The organism is Corallococcus sp. NCSPR001 (genome assembly GCF_017309135.1).
GTDB lineage: Bacteria > Myxococcota > Myxococcia > Myxococcales > Myxococcaceae > Corallococcus.
Window position 1 is genome coordinate 5733255 of record NZ_JAFIMS010000002.1, and the last position, 20534, is coordinate 5753788.

The following is a 20534-nucleotide window of genomic DNA, read 5'->3' on the forward strand; positions in this document are numbered from 1 at the left end:
ATGGCTTCCACCCCTGAGCAGAAGCGCGCGCGTCTGGCGGAACTGCTGCGCGAGAAGCGCCGCCCTACGTCCCGGGTCCCGGCGTCGTTCGGCCAGGAGCGCATGTGGTTCCAGGAGCGGCTGGCGCCCGGGCAGGCGGGATTGAACCTGCTCTTTTCGGTGCGCCTGGAGGGCCTGCTCGATGTGCCGTCGCTGGCGGGGAGCCTGAACGAAGTGGTGCGCCGCCACGCGGTGCTGCGCACCACCTTCGTGGAACAGGACGGAAGGCCATGGCAGCGCATCGCGCCGGAGCTGGAGGTGCCCCTGCCCGTGGTGCCCGTGGCGGACGCCGCGGAGGCCTGGCGCAAATTGCACGAAGAGGCCCGCGCGCCGTTCGACCTGGAGCACGGGCCGCTGCTGCGCGCCGTGCTCTTCGCCGTCTCCCCCACCGAGCACCTGTTGCTGCTCGCGCTGCACCACACCGTGTCCGACGGCTGGTCCATGGGCCTGCTGGTGCACGAACTGGGCGTCCTCTACGAGGCCCTGGCATCTGGCGGAACGCCGGAGCTGCCCGCGCTGGCGTTGCAGTACGCGGACTTCTCCGTATGGCAGCGGGAGGCGTTGAAGGGCGAGGCGCTGGAGGCGTCGCTCGACATGTGGCGCTCGCGACTGGATGCGCGGGCGTTCCTGTCGCTGCCCACGGATCGGCCTCGCGCGGGAGGGGCGGACAGCCGGGGCGCGACGGTGTCCGCGATGCTCCCCGCCGCATTGCTCCAGCGGCTCGCGGCCCTGGCGGCGCGGGAGGGCACCACCCTCTTCACGGTGTTGCTCGCGGGCTTCAACGTGTTGCTCCTGCGCTACTCCGGGCAGGACGACCTCACGGTCGGAACGCCCGTCGCCGGACGCTCGCGCGCGGAGCTGGAGCCGCTGGTCGGGTTGTTCGTCAACACGCTCGCGCTGCGCACGTCGCTCGCGGGGGATCCATCGTTCCGCGCGCTCATGGGCCGCGTGCAGGCGACGTCGGTGGAGGCCTTCGCGCACCAGGACGTGCCCTTCGAGAAGCTGGTGGAGGTGCTCCAGCCTCCGCGCCACCTGGACGTGCCGCCGTTCTTCCAGGTGATGTTCGTCCTTCAGAACACGCCCCTCCCGGCCGTGCGCCTGCCCGGGCTGTCGCTGGACGCGCAATTGGTGGACAGCGGCTTCGCGCAGTTCGACCTCACCCTCTTCGCCTTCGAACAGGCGGACGGCGTGCGCCTCACCGCCGAGTACCGCATCGCCCTCTTCGATGAGGCCACGATGGTGCGGCTGATGGGGCACCTGCGCGTCCTGCTGGAGGACGCTGTCTCCCGGCCGGATGCACGCCTGTCGGAGCTGTCCCTCCTGGATGCGGCCGAGCGGCAGCGCGTGCTTCATGCGTGGCGCGGGCCCCGGGTGGCGTTTCCTCGCGGGGGGCTGCTGCATGAGTTGGTGGAAGCGCAGGTGGCTCGCACGCCGGACGCGGTGGCTGTCACTTTCGGAGAGACGGCGCTCACCTATGCGCAGCTGGATGCCCAGGCCAACCAGCTCGCGTGGCACCTGCGCTCCGTGGGCGTAGGGCCGGAGGTCCGCGTCGGGTTGATGCTGGAGCGGTCGCTGGAGCTGGTGGTGGCGCTGCTCGCGACGTTGAAGGCGGGAGGGGCCTATGTACCGCTGGATCCGTCCCTGCCCGCGCGGCGGCTCACGTGGATGTTCGAGGATGCCCGGCCCGCCGTGGTGCTCATCCAGGAGCGGCTGATGGCGCGGCTGCCGGAGGGGACCTCCGTGCCGGTGCTCCGCCTGGATTCGCAGTGGGCGGAGGTGGCCCGGCAGCCATCCGGCGCGCCACCTCCGGTGGCCTCCGAGGACGCGCTGGCGTACGTCATCTTCACCTCCGGCAGCACGGGGCGGCCGAAGGGCGCGATGAACGCGCACGCGGGCATCGTCAACCGGCTCCAGTGGATGCTGGGGACGCTGCCGCTGTCGCCGGGCGACGCGGTGTTGCAGAAGACGCCGTTCAGCTTCGACGTGTCCGTGTGGGAGTTCTTCTGGCCGCTGATGGTGGGCGCGCGGCTGGTGGTGGCCCGGCCCGGAGGACACCAGGAGCCGGACTATCTGGCGGACCTCATCGCGCGGGAGCGCGTCACCGTCACGCACTTCGTGCCGTCCATGCTCCAGGCGTTCCTGGAAACGCCCGGCCTGGAGCAGTGCACGTCGCTGCGCCAGGTGGTGTGCAGCGGTGAAGCGCTGCCGCTGGAGCTGGCCGAACGGTGCCTGACACGGCTGCCCCATGCCCGGCTGCACAACCTCTATGGCCCCACCGAGGCCGCGGTGGAGGTCACCGCGTACGAGTGCGTCCGAGGCGCGCTGGGGCGCTCCGTGCCCATCGGCCATCCGGTGGCGAATACGGCGATCCGGCTGCTGGACGCGTCGCTGCGGCCGGTGCCCCAGGGTGTTCCCGGTGAGCTGTTCATCGGGGGCGTGCAGGTGGGCCGAGGGTATCTGGGCCGCCCGGACCTGACCGCGGAGCGCTTCATCCCGGACGCGTACAGCGACACGCCCGGGGCCCGGCTGTACCGCACGGGGGACCTCGCGAGGTGGCTGCCCGATGGCGCCATCGAGTACCTGGGCCGAACCGACTTCCAGGTGAAGGTGCGCGGGCTTCGCATCGAACTGGGAGAGATTGAATCCGCGCTGGAGCAGCACCCGGCCGTGCGGCAGGCCGTCGTCGTGGCGCTCGCGGGCGTGACGGCGAGCGACACGCGGTTGGTGGCGTATCTCGTCGGCAGGCCGGATGTACCGGGGACGGAGGCCCTTCGGACGTTCCTCTCCGAAAAGCTCCCTGAGTACATGGTGCCCGGTGCCTTCGTCTCGATGGAGGCCCTGCCCCTGACGTCCAGTGGCAAGGTCGACCGCAGGGCGCTGCCCGTGCCCGAGGTCGCCTCGGCGGTGGCGCCGGAGTACGTCGCGCCGCGCACGCCCACGGAAGAGCGGCTGGCTTCGCTCTGGGCGGAGCTGCTGCGCGTCGAGCGCGTGGGCATGCACGATGACTTCTTCGCGCTGGGAGGGCATTCGCTGCTCGCCACGCAGCTCCTTTCGCGCATCCGCTCAACGTTGCGGGTGGAGCTGCCGCTGCGTGCGGTCTTCAAGGCGTCCACGCTCGCGGCGCTGGCCTCGGCGCTGGACGAGGCGCGGATCCGGAGTGATGGACCCGGTGCGCCGCCGTTGCGGCCCGTGAGCCGGGAGGGTGAGCTGGCCCTGTCCTTCGCGCAGCAGCGCCTGTGGTTCCTGGAGCAGCTTCAGCCCGGTGGCGTTGCGTACAACCTGCCCGGGACCGTCCTGCTCGAAGGCGCGCTCCATGTTCCCGCGCTGCGGCAGGCCATGGATGCGCTGGTCGAACGCCATGAAGTACTGCGCACCACGTTCGCCGCTGGAGCCCACGGGCCGGTTCAGCGCATCGCGCCCCCGGCGCCCTGCCCGTTCGAACTCGTGAACCTGGATGACTCCCGGCTGCGGGACTTCGTTGCCGAGGAGGCGCAGCGGCCCTTCGACCTGGCGCGGGGCCCGCTCTTCCGCGCGGTGCTCGTGCGGCTGGAGGAGACGCGGCACGTGCTGCTCGTCCTCACGCATCACATCACTTCGGACGGCTGGTCCACGGGGGTGCTCGTGCGCGAGCTGGTGGCCCTCTATCACGCCTTCGCTTCCGGCCAGCGGCCTTCGCTGCCGCCACTTCCCATCCAGTACGCCGACTTCGCCGCGTGGCAGCGCTCCTGGCTTCAGGGAGACGTGCTCACCTCGCAGCTTGCATGGTGGCGGGAGCAGCTCGCGGGTGCGCCTCCGCTGTTGATGCTGCCCACGGACCGGCCGCGCCCGGCGGTACAGACGTTCTCGGGGGACTCGCTCGCGGTGCGGCTGGCCCGGAAGCTGACGGACGGCGTGCATGCCGTGGCCAAGCAGACGGGTGCCACTCCCTTCATGGTGCTGCTGGCCGCGTACCAACTGCTGCTGTCCCGATACGCCGGGCAGGACGACGTCAGCGTGGGCGCTCCGGTCGCGGGCCGCACCCGTTCGGAGACGGAGGGGCTCATCGGCTTCTTCGTCAACACGCTGGTGCTGCGTGCGCGCATCGATCCGCGCGCTTCGTTCCGGACGCTGCTCGCCCAGGTGCGCGCCACGACGCTCGGCGCCTTCGAACACCAGGAGGTCCCCTTCGAGAAGCTGGTGGAGGAGCTCCAGCCCGAACGGGACCCGAGCCACACGCCGTTCTTCCAGGTCACCCTCACCCTCCAGAACGCACCCACCGCGGAGTGGCGGCTGCCGGACCTCACGCTGCGTGAGCTGCCGCCTCCCTTCACGCCGTCGAAGTACGACTTCAGCCTCATCCTGGAGGAATCACCGGACGGGTTCACCGGCAGCCTCCACTACAACACCGATCTCTTCGACCCGGCCTTCCTCCAGGCGTTGATGCAGGGCTACGCCTCGGTGCTGGAAGCGCTTCCCGGACAGCTGGAGGTCCCGGTGGCGCGGCTGCCGCTGATGCCCACCGAGGCACGGCGTCAGGTGCTGGAGGACTGGAGCGGCGTCTCCGCCGTCCGGGACTTCTCCTCGCGGTCCATCCCGGCTCGCTTCGCGGAGCAGGTCGCTCGTGCGCCGGACGCGGTGGCGCTCGTGTCCGAGTCCGGGAGCCTGACCTATGCACGGCTCGATGCGCGGGCGAACCAGCTCGCCCACCACCTTCGCGCCTCGGGCATCTCCGAGGGCAGCCGCGTGGCCGTCCTATTGCCGCGTTCGCCGGACCTCATCGTCTCGCTGCTGGCGGTGCTCAAGAGCGGCGCGGCCTATGTGCCCATCGACCTGAATGCTCCGCCCGAGCGCTGGTCGCTCCTGCTGGAGCAGTCCGGGGCGGGGATGGTCATCACGCTGGAGTCGCTCGCGGATGAGCTGCCGTCGTTGATGACGCCGCTGGTGCTGCTGGACGTGGAGGCGTCCCGGCTGGCTTCACGTCCGGAGACAGCGCCGCCGGAGGCGCTCACGACAGGCGACCGGCTCGCCTATGTCCTCTTCACCTCGGGCTCCACCGGGACGCCCAAGGGCGTCTGCGTTCCGCACCGTGCCGTGTCGCGGCTGGTGGTGGACACCGGCTTCATGCGCTTCGGCCCGGAGGAGGTGGTCCTCCAACTCGCGCCGGCCGCGTTCGATGCTTCGACGCTCGAGATCTGGGGCGCGTTGCTGCATGGAGCCCGGCTGGTGCTCGCGCCTCCGGGGGAGCTGTCCCTCGCGCGCATCGCGGAGGTGCTGACAGAGCAGCGTGTCACCACGCTGTGGCTCACGGCCGCCCTGTTCGAACAGATGGCCGTGCACCATCCAGAGGCCCTGGCTTCCGTGGCGCAGGTGCTGGCGGGAGGCGACGTGCTCCCGGCGTCCCGAGTGCGGGAGCACCTGGCGCGGATGCGCCCGGGCACGGTGTTGATCAACGGCTACGGGCCCACCGAGAACACCACCTTCTCCGCCACGCACCGGATGCACGCGGGCGACGCCGTGGAGGCCGCGGTCCCCATCGGGCGTCCGCTGCCTCACTCCACCGCCTACGTGCTGGATCCGGCGATGCGGCCCGTCCCCCCAGGCATGCCCGGGGAGCTGTACGTCGGCGGCGAGGGACTGGCGTGGGGCTATCTCCACCAGCCCGCCCTCACCGCCGAGCGCTTCGTGCCGCACCCGTTCAGCACGACACCGGGGGCACGGCTCTACCGCACCGGCGACAGGACGCGCTGGCGCGCGGACGGCACGTTGGATTTCCTGGGGCGCACCGACTTCCAGGTGAAGCTGCGCGGCTTCCGCATCGAACCGGGCGAGGTCGAAGCGGCCCTGCGCGGAATGCCGGGCGTGCACGAAGCCGTGGCCGTGGTGCGCGAGGACGTCGCCGGGGACAAGCGACTGGTAGCCTACGTCGTCGGGGAGGCGCTGGACGGCAGGGCCCTGCGCTCGGAGCTTCAGCAGCGGCTTCCCGACTACCTCATCCCCGGCGCCTTGGTGGTGCTGGGCGCACTGCCGCTCAACGCCAACGGAAAGCTGGACCGCTCCGCCCTTCCCGCTCCCGAGGCTCCCTCGGCATTGGCGGACACGTACGTCGCGCCTCGTGACGCGATGGAGGATCAGATCGCCGCGCTCTTCGCGGAGGTGCTGCACGTTCCTCGCGTGGGCATCCACGATGACTTCTTCGACCTGGGCGGCCACTCCCTGCTGGCCACGCAGGTGGTGTCGCGCCTGCGCTCGACGCTGGGCGTGGAGCTACCCCTGGGCGACCTCTTCGCCGCGCCCACGGTGGAGACGCTCGCGGTCCGTGTGGCGGCCCTTCGCTCTCGGGAGGACTCCCGGCCGGGGACTCCGCCGCTCGTGGCCATGCCGCGCTCCGGTCCCGTGCCGCTGTCCTACGCGCAGCAGCGGTTGTGGTTCCTGGATCAACTCCAGCCCGGCAGCGCCTTCTACAACGTGCCCGGCATCCTGGTGCTCGATGGCGCGCTGGATGCCTCCGCGTTGGAGCAGTCCCTCCAGGCCCTGGTGCACCGGCATGAAGTCCTGCGCACCACGTTCGTGTTCGATGGGGATTCGCCGGTCCAGCGGCTCCATGACGAAGCGGCACTCACGCTGTCCGTCGTTTCACTGGAGTCCCTCTCCAAGGACCACTGTGAAGCGGAGGCCCACCGTCACGCCGCTTCCGAGGCTTCGCGGCCCTTCAACCTGGGCACCGGGCCGCTCGTGCGCGCCGTGTTGCTGCGGCTGGATTCACGGCGTCACTGGTTGCTGCTCACGCTGCACCACATCGTCTCCGATGGTTGGTCCATTGGCGTCTTCGCTCGCGAGCTGGGCGCACTCTATCGGGCCTTCGCTTCCGGTCAGTCGCCAGCGCTGTCTCCCCTGCCCATCCAGTACGCGGACTTCGCCCTCTGGCAGCGCTCGTGGCTCCAGGGAGGCGTGCTCCAGGCGGAGCTGGAGTGGTGGCGGCGGGAGCTCGACGGCGCGCCCACCGCGCTGGAGTTGCCCACCGACCGGCCTCGTCCCGCTTCGCAGTCGTTCCGGGGGGCGTCGCTTCCCGTGGCGCTGTCTCCGGGCGTGTCCGAAGCGGTGAAGGCCCTGGCGGCCCGTGAAGGCGCCACGCCGTTCATGGTGCTGCTCGCGGGTTTCCAGCTGCTGTTGTCGCGCTACTCAGGCCAGGACGATGTGCTCGTGGGCTCCGCCATCGCCAACCGCAACCGCGCGGAGACCGAGGGGCTCATCGGCTTCTTCGTCAACACGCTGGTGCTGCGTGCGCGCATCGACCCGCGCGCGTCGTTCCGGGCGCTGCTCGCCCAGGTGCGCGCCACGACGCTCGCGGCGTACGCGCACCAGGACCTGCCCTTCGAGAAGCTGGTGGAGGGCATGCAGGGGGCTCGGGACCTGAGCCGGTCTCCGCTGTTCCAGGTGGCGTTCACCTTCCAGAACGCTCCTGTGGGCGCGCTGGACCTTCCCGGCCTTCGCCTGGAGCTGCGCGGCGGGGAGCTCACCACCGCGAAGTTCGACCTGGACTTCAGCCTCCAGGAGCGGGACGGCGCGTTCAGCGGCGACCTGAACTTCAGCACCGACCTCTTCGACCCCGCAACCATCGCCCGGATGATGGCGCACTTCCAGGTGCTGCTCGGCGCGCTCACGGCCCGGCCGGATGCGCCCGTGCGGGAGCACTCGCTGCTCGACGGCGAGGAGCGCCAGCGCGTGCTCGTGGATTGGAACGCCACGCAGCGTCCGCTCGCGCCCCACACCGTGCCGGAGCTGTTCGCGGCCCAGGTGCTCCGTGCTCCGGACGCTGTCGCGGTCCAGCACGAAGGACAGGTGCTCACCTACGCGGCGTTGGCGGAGCGGGCACGGCGGCTGGCCCGGCGCCTGCGCGCGTTCGGGCTCCCTCCAGAGGCTCGGGTCGCGCTGTGCGTGGAGCGAGGGCTGGAGCTGGTGGTGGGGATGGTCGGCATCCTGGAGGCGGGCGGCTGCTACGTGCCCATGGACCCTGCCTATCCGCGCTCCCGCCTCGCGTTCATGTTCAAGGACGCGGGCATCGCCGCGGTGGTGGGCCAGCGATCTCTGCTGAGCGCCCTTCCCGAGCACTCCCTGCCCACGGTGATCCTTGCGCCGGACGCGGAGGAACCGGCGCCTGCTTCCGTGGACGTCACCGTGCGGCCGGAGCAACTGGCCTACGTGCTCTACACGTCCGGATCCACGGGTACGCCCAAGGGCGTGGGCATCACGCACCAGTCCATCGTGCATCTGGTGCGGGACACGAACTACGTCCAGCTCGGGCCGGACGACTGCGTGGTGCAGGCGGGCACGCCTTCGTTCGACCTGGCCACCTTCGAGGTCTGGGGCGCGCTGCTCAATGGCGCGCGGCTCGTCATCCTGCCGCGTGAAGTGACGCTGGCTCCGGAGGAACTGGCTCGCACGCTGCGCGAGGTGGGCGCCACCACGGCCCTGTTCGCCACGGCCCTCTTCCACACCGTGGCGCGTGAAGTCCCGGATGCCTTCGCCACAATGCGTACGGTCCTCTACGCCGGTGAGGCCGCGAACGTGGATGCGGCGCGCGCGGTGCTGCGCGCGGGGCCTCCGGGACGGCTGGTGAACCTGTATGGCCCCACGGAGACGACCGTGGGCGTCACCACGCACGACATCGTGGACCTTCCGGAGCACGCGACGTCGGTGCCCATCGGCCGGCCGATGACGCGCGTCCAGACGTACGTGCTGGATGCGCACGGACAGCCCGTGCCTGTGGGCGTCGCAGGCGAGCTGTACCTGGGCGGTGACGGTCTGGCCCGGGGCTACCTGGGGCGCCCCGCGCTGACGGCGGAGCGCTTCGTGCCTTCACCGTTCGGAGACGTGCCCGGTGCGCGGCTGTACCGCACGGGAGACCGGGTGCGCTGGCTCGCGGACGGGACGTTGGACTTCCTGGGCCGCATGGACACGCAGGTGAAGCTGCGCGGCTTCCGCATCGAACTGAGCGAGGTGGAGTCCATCCTCCGGCAGCACCCGTCGGTGAAGGCCGCGGTGGCGGGAGTCATCGGGGATCGCCTCGTGGCGTGGTTCGTGCCGGGCGCGCCGGTGGAGGCAGCGGCGCTGCGTGCCTTCGTCTCCGAACGGTTGCCAGCGCCGCTGGTGCCCTCCGCGTTCGTGTCGCTGGACGCACTGCCGCTGACGCCCGTGGGCAAGGTGGACCGCAGGGCGCTGCCCGCTCCGGATGCGCGCTCGGTCGCGGCCGGCCCCGTGGCTCCGGAGCGGATGACGCTCTTCCAGCAGCGCATCGCCACGCTGTTCCAGGAGCTGCTCCGTCTGGATTCGGTGGGGCTGCACGACGACTTCTTCGTCATCGGAGGCCATTCGCTGCTGGCCACGCAGCTCGTCTCCCGGCTGCGTGCGACCTTCGGCGTGGAGCTGCCACTGCGCGCCCTGTTCGATGCGCCCACCGTCGCCCGGCTCACGGAGCGGGTGGAGGCGTCGCTCCTCTCGCGCGTGGAGGGACCGCGCATCCCGGCCCTCGTCGCCACGTCGCGGGATAGGGAACTGCCGGTGTCCTACGCGCAGCAGCGGCTGTGGGTGGTGGAGCAACTCCGCCCGGGCGGCAGCCACTACACCCTCGCCACCGCGCTGCGGATGGACGGCGCGCTGGACGTGGTGGCGCTGCGCCGCGCCCTGGAGCTCGTCGTCTCCCGGCATGAGGCCCTGCGCACCACGTTCGCGATGAAGGAGGGACAGCCCGTCCAGCACGTGCACCCGGCGGGTGCGTGGGAGCTGCCGGTCACCGACCTGACCACCCTGCCCCCGGAGTCCCGCGAGGCCGAGGCCCAGCGGCGCTCCCAGGAGGAAGCCGCGCTGCCCTTCGACCTGGGCCGGGGACCAGTGCTTCGCACACGGCTGCTCCGCCTGGACGCTCGGGAGCACCTGTTGCTCCTGTGCATGCACCACATCGTCTCCGATGGCTGGGCGCTGGGCGTGCTCGTCCGCGAGGTGGCCGCTGCCTATGAAGCCTTCGCTTCTGGCCGGACACCCGCGTTGCCGGCGCTGCCGGTGCAGCCCGCGGACTTCGCCGTGTGGCAGCGCTCCTGGCTCCAGGGTGACGTGCTGGCGCGGGAGGTGTCGTGGTGGAAGCAGCACCTCGCCGGGGCTCCCCAGGTGCTGGAGCTGCCCACGGACAAGGCGCGTCCGCCGCTCCAGTCCACGAAGGGGGCGCTGCTCCCCGTGCACCTCCCGTCCGAGGGAGTGAAGCGGCTGGTGGCGCTGGGCCGCTCGGAAGGCGCGACGCCGTACATGGCGCTGCTCGCGGTGTGGCAGGTGTTGCTATCGCGATACTCGCGGCAGGAGGAGCTGCTGGTGGGCTCGCCCATCGCGGGCCGCGACCGCGCGGAGCTGGAGGGGCTGGTTGGCTTCTTCGTGAACACGCTGGTGCTGCGTGGGCGCGTGCGTCCGGGGGACTCGTTCCGGGCGCTGCTCTCCCAGGTGCGGGCCACGGCGCTCGCCTCCTTCGAGCACCAGGACCTGCCGTTCGAGAAGCTGGTGGAGGAGCTGCACGTGGCTCGCGACCTGAGCCGCAACCCATTGGTGCAGGCGGTCTTCGCGCTCCAGAACGCGCCCACCGGGGAGCTGAAGGCACCGGGGCTCACGCTGCGGCCCGTGCCGGTGGACAACGCCACGGCCCGCTTCGACCTGGGGCTGCTCCTGCACGAGGCGCCGGACGGCCTGCGCGGCGTCATCGAATACAGCACGGACCTCTTCGAGCGCCCCACGGTGGAGCGGCTGGCCGGCCACCTGCGCACGTTGCTGGACGCCGTCGTCGCCGCTCCGGACGTTCCCCTGGCCCAGGTGGAATGGATCACGCCCGAGGAGCGCCATCAGGTGCTCACGGCGTGGAACGCCACCGGCGTGGACTACCCGCGTGAGTCGAACCTCGTGGGACGGTTCGCGCTCCAGGTCGCGCAGCGTCCGGAGGCCATCGCGCTGGAATCGGGGGATGCGCGGCTGACGTATTCGCGGCTGGATGCCCGGGCGAATGCGCTGGCCTGGGTGCTGCGCTCGCAGGGCGTGGGGCCGGATGCGCTGGTCGCGGTGTGCCTGGAGCGCTCCGTGGAGCTCGTCGTCACGCTCCTGGCCATCCTCAAGGCGGGCGGGGCGTACGTCCCCCTGGATGCCGCATACCCGGCGCGACGCCTGGCCCTCATGCTGGAGGACGCGCCGCCCCGGCTGCTCGTTACCACCCGCGCGCTGCGGGCCTCTCTGCCGGTCGCGGAGGACGTGCCGTGCGTCTTCGTGGAGGAGACGCGGCTGGAGGAGCAGCCCTCCACGGCTCCGGACGTGGCGCTCTCCTCGCGGAACCTCGCGTATGTGGACTTCACCTCCGGCAGCACCGGCCGCCCCAAGGGCGTCGCCGTGGAGCACCGGGGCGTGCTGCGGCTGTTGCACGGTGCCCCCTGGGCCCGCTTCACTCCAGACGAGACGTTCCTGCTGATGGCGCCGCTGTCCTTCGACGCGTCGACGTTGGAGCTGTGGGCGCCGCTGCTGTCCGGCGGCAGGCTCGTGGTCTTCCCGCCGCGGCCTCCCACGGACCTGGAGCTGCTGGGCCAGATCATCCGCCGCCATGGCGTCACGTCGCTCTACCTGTCCGCGGGGTTGTTCGCGCAGGTGGTGGACGTGAAGCGGGAGGTGCTGCGCGGACTGCGGCAGCTCTTCGTGGGCGGGGACGTCCTGTCCCCCTCGCACACGCGCCGCGTGGTGGAGACGCTGGGCCTCCCGGTGGTCAACGGCTACGGCCCCACCGAGGCCACCGTCTTCACCTGCTGCCTCCGCATGGAGCGGCCCGAGGACGTCCCGGCCGAGTCGATTCCCATCGGGCCTCCGCTGCCGAACACGAGGACGTTCGTGGTGGATGGCTCGCTGCGGCCGGTGCCCGTGGGCGTTCCGGGGGAGCTGCTCATCGGCGGGGACGGGCTCGCGCGGGGCTACCTCTCGCGCCCGGACCTCACCGCCGAGCGCTTCATCCCCCACCCCTTCGCCGCCACTCCCGGTGAGCGCGTGTACCGCACGGGGGACCGGGTGCGCTGGCGCGCGGACGGGAGCCTGGAGTTCCTGGGCCGCATCGACACCCAGGTGAAGGTGCGCGGCTACCGCATCGAGCTGTCCGAGGTCGAAGCCGCGCTCCGGGACTGGCCCGCGCTCACCGATGCTGCCGTGCTCGTGCGCGAGGACGTGCCCGGCGACAAGCGGCTCGTGGCCTACGTGGTAGCCGGAGCGCTGGACGTCCAGGCGCTGCGCGAACACCTGCGACAGCGGCTGCCCGAGTACATGGTCCCGGCCGCGTTCGTCCCACTGCCCGTGCTGCCGCTCACCGCCACGGGCAAGCTGGACCGACAGTCCCTGCCCGCGCCGGACGTCGCGGCGAGTGCTCGCAAGGGGCGGTTCGTGGAGCCCGCGGATCCGCTGGAGGAACAGCTCGCCGCCATCTGGGCGCGGGAGTTGGGCGCCCGGAGCGTCGGCGTCCACGACCACTTCTTCGAGGACCTGGGCGGCACATCGCTCACCGTGGTCCGCGTCGCCAGCCGGTTGCATGAGGCGCTCCAGCGCGACGTGCCCGTGGTCTGGCTGTTCGAACACCCGACGGTACACGGGCTGGCCCGGCGGCTGGAGCGAGAGGGGCACTCCGTGCGGCAGGGCCTTGCACCCTCGCCGGTCTCCGTCCCGGACGCGGACGCCGCATCACCGGTCGGGCCCGTCATGCCTGACCACTCCGCATCCATCGCCGTGCCCAGGAATCCCCTGCCCGCTTCGGTCCCCGCGTCCGTGCCTTCCAGCTCCGAGGCCACTGCCGTCAAGACGGCGGAGGCGTTGCCGTCGAACGCCATCGCCATCATCGGCATGTCCGGGCGCTTCCCTGGCGCGGCGTCGGTGGAGGAGTTCTGGCGCAACCTGCGTGAAGGCGTGGAGTCCATCTCCCGCTTCACTCCGGAGGAGCTGGAGCCGATGCCCGGCCTGCCTCCGGGCGTGTCGCTGACCCAGCATCCGGGGTTCGTGCCCGCGCAGGGTGTGCTCGCGGACATCGACCAGTTCGATCCCGCGTTCTTCGACATGTCCCTGCGCGAGGCGCAGTGGACCGACCCGCAGCAGCGGATGTTCCTCCAGTGCGCGTGGGCGGCGCTGGAGGACGCGGGCCTCGACCCCGCGCGCTTCTCGGGCGTCATCTCCCTCTTCGCGGGCGCGAATGAGTCCGGCTACGCGAATGAGGTGCAGCGGCACCTGCCGTTGGACTCGGCGGCGTTCTTCGAGCTGTACGGCACGGCGACCTACCAGAGCCTGCCGACGAAGGTGTCCTACAAGCTGGGGCTCACCGGTGAGAGCATGCTCGTGTACACGGCGTGCTCCACGGGGCTCGTGGCCGTGCACGTCGCGTGTCAGAACCTGTTGTCCGGCCTGTCGGACGTGGCGCTCGCGGGCGCGACGCGGCTGTCGGTGCCGCAGCGCACCGGCTATGTGCACCAGGAGGGGATGATCTACTCCCCGGACGGCCACTGCCGCGCCTTCGATGCGAAGGGCAAGGGCACCGTCTCCGGCAGCGGCGTGGCGGCCGTGGTGCTCAAGCGGCTGGAGGACGCGGTCCGCGACGGCGACCCCATCCACGCCGTCATCCGAGCCACCGCCGTCAACAACGACGGGCGCGACAAGTCCGGCTTCACGGCGCCGAGTGTGCAGGGACAGGCGACCGTCATCACCCAGGCGCTGCGCCGTTCTGGCGTGGCGGCGACGGACATCGGCTACGTGGAGGCACACGGGACGGCGACTCCGCTGGGAGACCCCATCGAGGTCGCGGCGCTCCAGCGCGCCTACGGCCTGGGGCCCGAGCACCGGGGCACCATCCCGCTGGCGTCGCTCAAGACGAACGTGGGCCACCTGGACACGGTGGCGGGGCTCGCGGGGCTCATCAAGGTCGCGCTGTCGCTGCGCGAGGAGGAGATTCCCCCCAGCCTCCACTTCGAGTCGCCGAACCCGCGGATCGACTTCGACGCGGGGCCGTTCTTCGTCAACACGCGCCTGCGGCCCTGGCCTCGGGGGAAGACGCCCCGGCGCGCGGCGGTGAGCTCGTTTGGCGTGGGCGGGACGAATGCGCACGCCGTGCTGGAGGAAGCACCCACGGTGCGGAGCGGGCCCACGACGCGCTCGCATCAACTGTTCGTGCTGTCGGCGCGCTCGCCGGAGTCGATGGAGGCGGGGGCACTGGCGCTGGCGTCGCACGTGCTGGCGGACCGGTCTCCGGAGGCACTGGAGGCCGCGTCGTTGAAGCTGGCGGATCAGGTCCTGTCCGCGCGTTCGCCGGAGGCCCTGGAGGCGGCGGCGAAGCAGTTGGCGCTGCGCGTGCTGTCGGCGCGCTCGCCGGAGTCGCTGGAGGCGTTGTCGGCGCGGTTCTCCGTGGAGGTCTCGGAGGATGGAGGAGCGTTCGCGGATGCCGCGTACACGCAGGCGGTGGGGCGCCGGGCCTTCGAGTACCGGCGCGTGGTGGTCGCCCGGGACGCGGCGGACCTGGCGAAGCAGCTTCGCAAGCCGGCTACGCCTTCGCGCCTGAAGGACGTGGAGGGGGCGCGGCGCAAGCGGGTGGCGTTCGTCTTCTCCGGTCAGGGTTCGCAGCAGGTGGGCATGGGCCGGGAGCTGGATGCGACCGTGCCGGCGTTCCGCGCGCAGGTGGATGCGTGCCTGGCGCTGCTGGATGCGCCGCTGCGTTCGCGGGTGGAAGCGCTGCTGCGTCCGGGAGCGGACCAGGAGGCGTCCGCGATGCTCTCCGACACCCGGGTGGCGCTCCCGGCACTGTTCACGGTGCAGGTGGCGTTGGCTCGGCTGTGGCAGGCGTGGGGCATCGCTCCGCACGCTGTGTTGGGGCACAGCTTCGGTGAGTACGCCGCCGCCTGCGTCGCGGGCGTGCTCTCGCTGCCGGATGCCCTGCGGCTCGCCGTGGTCCGAGGGGAGCTGATGCACCGGTTGCCTCCGGGCGCGATGCTCGGCGTGGCGCTGCCGGCAGCGGAGGTGCAGCCGCTGCTGTCTGGACGGCTGACGCTCGCGGCGATCAACGCGCCGGACCGGTGCGTGGTCTCCGGGCCTGTCGACGAGGTGGAGCGTCTCCAGGCGGTGTTGCAACAGCGCAAGGCGGGCGCGGTGCGCATGCCGTCAGGACATGCGTTCCACTCGGCGGACGTGGAGCCGGTGATGGCGGAGCTGGCGCGTGCGGTGGGGGCGCTCCAGCGGAACGAGCCTTCCGTGCGGTACGTCTCCAGCCTCACGGGCGCGCTGGCGCGTCCGGGCGAGCTGTCCGCACCGGAGTACTGGGCCACGCAGATGCGGCAGCCCGTGCGCTTCACGGACGCGGTGGGGGCCTTGTTGGAAGAAGGGTGCAGCGTGCTGCTGGAGGTGGGGCCCGGCCAGGACCTCACCCCGCTGATTCGCGCGTGCCTGGGCGAAGATCGGGAGCGAGTGAAGGCGCTCGCCTCGCTGCGGCGAGGTGGTGCGACGACGGAGCAGTCGGGGTTGCTCCAGTGCGTGGGTGAATTGTGGACGCAGGGCCTGGAGGTGGACTGGACCGCGTTCTACGCCCACGAGCAGCGCCGCCGCGTGCACCTGCCGACGTACAGGTTCCTGCGCAAGCGCTGCTGGGTGGAGCCTCGCGGGCAGGACGGTGCGACCACGGAGACGGGCGCCACGCCCGCGCCCGAAGTGATCGCGTCCCCTGAGACGCTCCCCCTCCCCACGAGCCCTCACGCCGACAAGTCCGGTCTGTCCTCCGCTTCGCCCGTGAGCACGAGCGCGGCGGTGGCGCATCCGCCCGTGGAGTCCTCTGCCCGCCCTGCCCTCCCGGTTCCAGGGGGCCGTGAGGACGCGCCGCGCGGTGACGTGGAGGTCCGCATCGCCACGCTCTGGCGTCAGCGCCTGGGCGTGGACTTCGTTGGACGCGACGACAACTTCCTCGAGCTGGGCGGCAACTCGCTGATGGCCGCGCAGCTCCTCAACCAGCTCCGCGACACCTTCCACGTCCAGGTGCCGCTGGCGGCCCTCTTCGAAGCGCCCACCGTCGCCGGGCTCGCCTCCCGCATCGAACCGCTGCTCCAGCAGGCCCCTGCCCGGGAGCCCACGCGCGAACTACCGCTCGTGCCCCGAGCCCGGACGGAGCCGCTGCCCCTGTCCTTCGTGCAGGAGCGCGTCTGGCGCCTGGAGCAGCACCTCCCCGGCCTGTCCGCGTACACGATTCCCTTCGTCCTGCGCCTGGAAGGCCCCGCCAACGCCGCCATCCTGGAGCGTGCCCTCCAGGAGGTCGTCCAGCGCCACGAAGCCCTGCGCACCACCTACGACGCCGTGGATGGCCGGCCCGTGCAGCGCTTCCATCTCCACGTGCGCATCCCGCTTCCCATCGTGGAGGTGCAAGGCACGCCCGCGGAACGCGAGGAGGCCGCGCTCCAGATCGCCCGTGAGGACGCCGCGCGCCCCTTCGATCTGGTGCGTGGCCCCGTGCTGCGCACCACGCTCGTGCGTCTGCGCGCGGACCTGCACCTGCTGGTCTGCGCCATCCATCACATCGTCTGCGACACGCTCTCCACGTCCCTCTTCCTCCAGGAGGTGGGCCAGCTCTACGCCGCCTTCCTCCAGGGCCGGCCGTCCCCGCTCGCGCCCCTGCCCGTGCAGTACGCGGACTTCGGCGCGTGGCAGCGGCAGTCGCTCGCAGAGGCGCGCTTCCCGGAACAGGAGCAGTGGTGGCGTCAGCGCCTGGCAGGCATGCCGAAGCAGCTCGGCATCCCCACGGACCGTCCCCGGCCCTCGAGCTGCCCGCTCACCTCCGAGCGCATGGTGCTGGACTTCCCGCCAGCGCTCGCGGAAGCGCTCGTCGCCTTCGGACGCAGCGAGGGCTTCACGTCGTACATGACGGTGCTCGCCGCGTGGAACGCGCTCCTGCACCGCTACACCGGGCAGGCGGACCTCATCGTCGGCACGCCCATCGGCAACCGCACACGGCCGGAGCTGCTGCCGCTCATCGGATACGTGGCGCACTCGGCCGCGTTCCGCACCCACGTGGGAGATGACCCGAGCTTCCGCGAGCTCCTGCACCGCGTGCGACGCGAGGTCACCGACGTGCAGTCCCGGCCGGACGTGCCCTTCGAGATGCTCGTCGAGCAGCTCGTCCCCGGACGCGACATCGGCCGGGAGCGAATGACGGACACGGTGTTCGTCTACCACTCGAACCTGGAGATGGGCGGCGACGCGCTGGCGGCCGTCGAGGCTCGGGGCACCTTCATCGAAGTGCCGGGCACGCCCGTGCAATGGGGCGCCACGCTGTCGGACCTGACGCTCATCCTCACCGAGGAACCCGGCCGCGTTCACGGCGCGCTGGAGTACGCAACGGAGCTGTTCGACGCCTCCACCGCGCGGCGGATGCTGGAGCACCTCCAGGTGCTGCTCGGCGCGGCGTTGGCCCGGCCCGAGGAGCCCCTCTCCCGCCTGCCGCTGGCCACCGACGCCGAACGCCTCGCATGGCCCGCGCCGCCGCCCGTCCCCCAGGCCCCCGTCCTGCCCGCACGGCTGCGCGAACACGCGCTGCGGCAGCCGGACGCCGTCGCCGTGGAGCAGGCCGGGCGGACGTGGACGTGGAGGGAGCTGGCCTCGCGCGCGAGAAGGCTCGCCCTGAAGCTGCGGGAGCAGGGACTGCGGCCGGGAGAACCCGTGGCGCTCTGCCTGCGTGCGTCGCCGGAGAAGCTGGCCGCGCTGTGGGGCATCCTGGAGGCTGGCGGCGCGCCGGTGGCGCTCGGGCCCACGGACCTGGACTCGCTGGCCGCCTACGCCGTGGAAGGCAGTGTCGTGCCCCGGCTCATCACCTGGCGCGGGCTCTTCACGTCGGCACGCCTGGAGTCCTCACGCGTCCTGCACGTCGAAGAGGTGCTGGGAGACGTGTCGCCAGTGACGGAGGCGCTGCCGCTTCCGCCGCCGGAGTCCCTGGCGTGGCTCCTGCCCATGGGCGCGGGCCAGCCCGCGTGGGCGCTGAGTCACACGTCGCTCACGGGGTTCTTCGCGGGGTTGGATGCGCGGCTGCGTCCGGCGCCGGGCACCACCTGGCTCGCGGCCTCCGAACCCGCTCCCGAGAAGCCCGAACTGGAAGCCCTCTGGGCCCTGTCCCGTGGCCTGCGCGTGCTGTTCCCCTCCGAGGCCACCGCATCGCGCAGGGGTCTCTCGGAGGAGGCGGCATCGCGTCCGCTCCAGGTCAGCCTGTCGTACTTCGCCAATGACGAGGACTCGCTCACCGGGCCCAAGTACGAGCTGCTGATGGAGGGCGCGAAGTTCGCGGACGCGAACGGCTTCTCCGCCATCTGGACGCCCGAGCGGCACTTCCACTCGTTCGGAGGCATCTACCCGCAGCCCGCGGTGGTCTCCGCCGCGCTCGCGTCGGTCACGAAGCACCTGCGCCTGCGCTCCGGCAGCGTGGTGCTGCCGCTGCATGATCCGCTGCTCGTCGCGGAGCAGTGGGCCGTAGTGGACAACCTGTCGCAGGGCCGCGTCGACGTATCGGTGGCGACGGGCTGGCACGTGCAGGACTTCATCTTCGCGCCCGGGAACTACGCGGACCGGCGCAACATCCTGCTGCGCCACCTGGAGACGCTGCGAGGCCTGTGGCGCGGAGACCGGCTGCGGCGCCCAGGCGGCAACGGCGTCACCGTGGAGGTGGGCCTGCGCCCGAAGCCGGTGCAGCGCGAGCTGCCCGTGTGGCTCACGGCCACCGCGAACCCGGAGACGTTCCGGCTCGCGGGCGAGCTGGGCGCGGGCGTGCTCACGGGGCTCTTCGCCCACTCGCTGGAGGAGCTGAAGCCGAAGGTGGCCCTCTACCGGGAGGCGTGGCGCCGCAACGGCCACCCGGGCCGGGGCCACATCACGTGCATGCTGCACACGTACCTGGGTGACGACGAGGCGGAGGTCCTTCGGAGGGTGCGCAAGCCGTTGCTGGCGTACTTCCGGAGCTCGGCGGACATCACCACGTCGCTGCTCGCCGCGCAGGGGTATCAGGGGGAGATCGCCAAGGTGTCCCGCGAGGACATCGACGCGCTGCTGGAGCACACCTTCGAGCACCACGCGAAGGGCACCGGCCTCATCGGCACGGTGGAGAGCGGCATCCAGCGGCTGCGCGACGTGCGGGCTTCGGATGTGGACGAGGTGACGTGCCTCATCGACTTCGGCCTGGAGACCCCCGTCGTCCTGGAAGGGCTCAAGCGCCTGGCCATGGCACGCGAGGCCGTGGCCGCCGATGCGTCGTCACACTCGCGGCGCGTGCGCGGTGAGCACGACACGGATGCGGCGGAGTTGCTGTCCCTGGCCGCGCGGCCGGGCGCGGTGCTGGTGAACACCACGGCACGGCTGGCCCGCGCGTTGACGGACCTGCCGGGAGCGCGCGAGGCCCTGGCGCCGGTGGGGGCATGGGTCCTGGAGAACGCGTCCGCGGAGCTGGCGTCGGCGCTCCAGCGGACGGCGGGCGGCGACGTGCTGCTCGCGGGAGAGGCCCGGGAGGGAGGCCTGCTGCCGCGTGCACCGGAGGAGAAGCTGCCCCCGGGCCTGGAGGTCTGGGTGCTGGACGCGGCCGGTGCGCCCGTGCCCTCGGGCGTCGTCGGAGAGCTGGCCCTGTCGGGCGCGGGTCTGCCTGCCGCCCTTTGGAAGGCAAAGGGTGAAGCACCGGACCGGTTGGTGCCGCATCCGAGGAGTGGCTCCGCGAGCCTCTACCGCACGGGCCGCGCCGTGCGCCTGCGCGCGGATGGCCGTGTCGAGGCAGTGAACCTCCCTGCCTTCAAGCTGCCCGCACCGCGAGCCGTGTCTCCAGGCGCGGTGAGCGCGCTGGCCGTCGAGGCGCCGAACATCCCGCCCGCTACCGACGGCCGGGCCACATCGACGGTGTCCGCCGTCGTGGCATCCGGTGCGCTCCAGACAATCCCGCGTGCGCCTCGCGACCGGCCGTTGCCGCTGTCGTTCGCGCAGCAGCGTCTCTGGTACCTCCAGGAGCTGGAGCCGGAGAGCACCGCCTACAACAACGCGATCATCTTCCGGCTCACGGGCACGCTGGAGGTCACCGCGATCCAGACGGCGCTCCACTCGCTCGTGGAACGCCATGAGGTCCTGCGCACCACGTACACGCTGGGCGACACCGGGGCCGTGCAGGTCATCCATCCGACCGGCACCCTGCCCCTGGAGACGGAGGACGTCCCCGGCGACACGGCCGAAGCGCGCGAGGCCGCCATGCTTCGCCGCTGCCAGGCGTACACCGCCACGCCCTTCCACCTGGACACGGGCCCCGTGGCCCGCGCGCTGCTGCTGCGGCTGGCTCCGGACACGCACGTCCTCCACCTGCTCCTGCACCACGTCGTCTCCGATGCCTGGTGCACCCTGGTCCTCAGCCGCGAGCTGCCGGTCCTCTACGCCTGCGCGAGCGCCGGTGTGCCCTCCGTCCTGCCGCCCCTGCCGGTGCAGTACGCCGA

The 20534-nt window shown here is 71.7% G+C and carries 1 protein-coding gene (only partly in view); it reads left to right on the top strand.

The genetic code is table 11. The features are described from left to right. Positions 1 to 20534, top strand: partial view of a non-ribosomal peptide synthase/polyketide synthase gene (locus JYJ93_RS24935; RefSeq protein WP_206795320.1) — the 5' portion only. It continues 11413 nt past the right edge of the window; 20534 of the gene's 31947 nt are visible here — the first part of the coding sequence; the start codon lies at positions 1 to 3; the stop codon falls past the right edge of the window.